This is a genomic window from Actinosynnema sp. (assembly GCF_052038725.1).
Window position 1 is genome coordinate 1 of the sequence record NZ_JBQGCX010001244.1, and the last position, 2,682, is coordinate 2,682.

Sequence of the window (2,682 nt, forward strand, 5' to 3'; positions counted from 1 at the left end):
ACGACAGCACGGCGCTCAACGAGCTGCTGTCGCTGGTCGGCGGGCCGGAGGCGATCACCGCGTTCGCGTTCGCGCTGGGCGACGAGCAGACCAGGCTGGACCGCTGGGAGCCGGACCTGAACGCGGCCGAGCCGGGCGACGAGCGGGACACGTCGACGCCCGCCGCGCTGGCCGCCGGGTACCGGAACCTGGTGCTGGGGACGGCGCTGGAGGGCGCGCGGGAGCGGGCGGAGCTGCGCGGGTGGCTGGAGGGCGGCGGGACGGTGCTGCGCTCGGTCGTGCCGCGCGGGTGGGCGGTCGGCGGGAAGCCGGGCGCCGCGGAGTACGGGACGCGGTGCGACGCGGCGATCGCCTGGCCCCCGGACCGCGACCCGCTGGTGGTGGTGCTGATGTCGACCAGGCCGGAGCGGGACGCGCGCGCCGACGGGACGCTGCTGGCCGACGCGGCGCGGGTGGCGCTGGGGGCGGTGGGGGTGGGGTGAGCTCCGGGCCGTTCGCCCGGTCGGGCCGAACGGGGTGGGCCGGACGGCCGCGCCCCGAACGGGCCAGGGCGGTGGTGCATCGGTGGCCGCTGGAGGTGTTAACACCGGTCGGCGCGGCAGCGATCCGGGTCGGTGAGAGCACCGGGCCGCGTGGTCCGGGCACGACGACGGGACGACCCGATGCCCAGTGCGACAGCGACGCTGAGAACCGACGGCGCGACCGAGGACGTGCGCGCGCTGGCCCGCTGGTTGCGCGACGGGGACGGCTTGCGCGGCCGGGTGAGCCTGGCGGGCGCGCAGGCGGCGCCGGGCGGGGCGGGTCAGGAGGGGGCCGCGCAGGACGCGGCGCTGGTGGTGCTGACCAGCGCGACGGCCCCCGCGCTGGTGCGCTGGCTGTTCGACTGGCTCAAGCACTGCCGGACCGCGCGGCAGGTGTCGCTGACCGTGCGCGGCGCGGACGGGCGCGAGGTGGAGCTGACGTGCGGGTCGACCACGGACGCGGCGCGCGTGCTGGCGTCGACGCGCGCGGTGCTGGCCGGGCGGTGACCCGTCGCGGCGACCGGTCGCGGTGACCGGCGCGCCACCGGTCCCCCACCGCCCCCGGCTACCCGGCCGTCCGGCTCACCGGCCGCTCGCACGCCTTCGCGCCCCTGGTGTAGTCGATCATCGAGTCCAGCCGGTCCCGCGTCTGCACCAGCGAGTCGATCTGGTCGGTGATCCGGTCCCGCTCCGTCGCCAGGAACGTCATCAGCTGCGGCGTGATGTGCCCGGTCAGGATGCACGGCAGCAGCTTCTGGATCGCCTTGCTCGACAGCCCCGCCGCGTAGAACTGCTGGATCAGCAGCACCCGCTCCACGGCCTGCTCCTGGTAGTGCCGCTGCCCGCTGGCGCTGCGCACCGACGCGAGCAGCCCCTGCTCCTCGTAGTAGCGGAGCGCGCGGACGCTCACGCCTGCCTTGTCCGCAAGCTCTCCGATGCGCACCTGAACCTCCACTGGAGTGTGCCCACCAGGTTAACCCGGTCGTGGGCACTCCTCCCGCGGTGAACTCCGCCACGCGCTCACCGGGACCTCACCTGGCGGTCTGGTCGCTCACCCAGTCCAGGTACGCCTCGCTCCCCGCGAGGACCGGCAGCGCCAGCACCTCCGGCACCTCGTACGGGTGCTCCCGCTCGATGTGCCGGTTCACCTCGGGGAGCCGCTCGTACGTGGTCTTGATCCAGAGCTGCCACTCCCGCTCGTCCTTGACCTCGCCCTCCCACCGGTACAGGCTCCGCACCGGCCCGCCGATCTGCACGCACGCCGCCAACCCGGCCGCGACCAGCCCCGAGGCCAGCTCCGCCGCCACGTCCTCGCTGTCGGTGGTGGTCAGCACGACCACGTGTTCCTCGCTCACCCGACCGAGCGTAGCCACGGCACGACGACCCTGCCGCCCGCCGCGAGCCGCTGCGCCAGCCGCCGCCCGCCGCACACCAGCTGGACCTCGCACACCCGGTCGGCGGTCAGCGCCACCGACCGCAGCTCGCCGTCCCGCCACTCCAGGTCGACCGCGATCCCGCCGCGCGCCCGCAGCCCGGTCACCCGCCCGGTCGGCCACGACGGCGGCAGCGCGGGCAGCAGCTCCAGCACGCCCCGGTGGCTCTGCAGCAGCAACTCCGCCACCGCCGCCGTGTAGCCGAGGCTGCCGTCGACCTGGAACGGGTTGGCGCAGGTCAGGTTCGGGTGGAGCGGCATCCCGGCCAGCGAGTCCGCCGCCCGCCCGCCCTCGCCCAACCTGGCCCACAGCGCCGCCTTCCACGCGTGCGACCACCCCGGTCCACCGGGCCCGCGCGCCTCCAGCGACCGCCGCGCCGCCTGCGCGAGAGCGCTCCCGCGCTCGATCCGCACGCCGGGGTACAGCCCGACCAGGTGCGAGAGGTGCCGGTGCTCCGGCTCGGGCTCGGCCCACTCGTCCCGCCACTCCAGCACCCGCCCGTCCGACCCCACCGGCGGCTCGGGGATCCGGGCCAGCGCCTCGGCGAAGCGCCCGACGTCCTCCCCGAGCACCGCCCCGGCCCGCACCACCCGGTCGAGCAGCTCCCAGGTCAGCGCCAGGTCCATGGTCGCCCCGACGCCGACGGCGACCTCGCGCCCGTCCGCCGTCAGGTAGTGGTTCTCCGGCGAGGTGGACGGCGCGGTGGTCAGCTCGCCCCGGTCCTCCAC

Annotated in this window: 5 protein-coding genes; 2 read left to right on the forward strand and 3 right to left on the reverse strand. The window is 76.0% G+C overall.

Going from position 1 to position 2,682, the window contains the following annotated elements:
- On the forward strand, positions 1-482 hold a 482-nt coding region (locus ACTUAL_RS26215; RefSeq protein ID WP_440902116.1), incomplete at its 5' end, for a serine hydrolase.
- A gap of 180 nt (positions 483-662) precedes the next feature.
- On the forward strand, positions 663-1,028 hold the full coding sequence (locus ACTUAL_RS26220; RefSeq protein ID WP_096492710.1) for an effector-associated constant component EACC1: 366 nt from the start codon (positions 663-665) through the stop codon (positions 1,026-1,028).
- Between the two features lie 58 nt (positions 1,029-1,086).
- Here ACTUAL_RS26220 and ACTUAL_RS26225 read toward each other — a convergent pair whose 3' ends face one another.
- From ACTUAL_RS26225 to ACTUAL_RS26235, 3 genes are all read right to left on the reverse strand, one after another.
- A complete protein-coding gene (locus ACTUAL_RS26225; protein ID WP_096492709.1) occupies positions 1,087-1,464 on the reverse strand; it encodes a MerR family transcriptional regulator in 378 nt (125 codons plus the stop codon).
- A gap of 88 nt (positions 1,465-1,552) precedes the next feature.
- The gene (gene cutA / locus ACTUAL_RS26230) at positions 1,553-1,876 is read right to left on the reverse strand and encodes a divalent-cation tolerance protein CutA (protein ID WP_232519786.1); all 324 of its coding nucleotides are present in this window, start codon (positions 1,874-1,876) and stop codon (positions 1,553-1,555) included.
- Positions 1,873-2,682 (reverse strand): glycosyl hydrolase family 95 catalytic domain-containing protein (locus ACTUAL_RS26235; protein WP_440902117.1); only part of this gene is annotated, 810 nt, incomplete at its 5' end. The genes ACTUAL_RS26235 and cutA, both read right to left, overlap by 4 nt.

Coding starts and splice junctions, on each gene's coding strand:
- ACTUAL_RS26220 (WP_096492710.1), top strand. CDS start 663: ATGCCCAGTGCGACAGCGACGCTGAGAACCGACGGCGCGACCGAGGAC.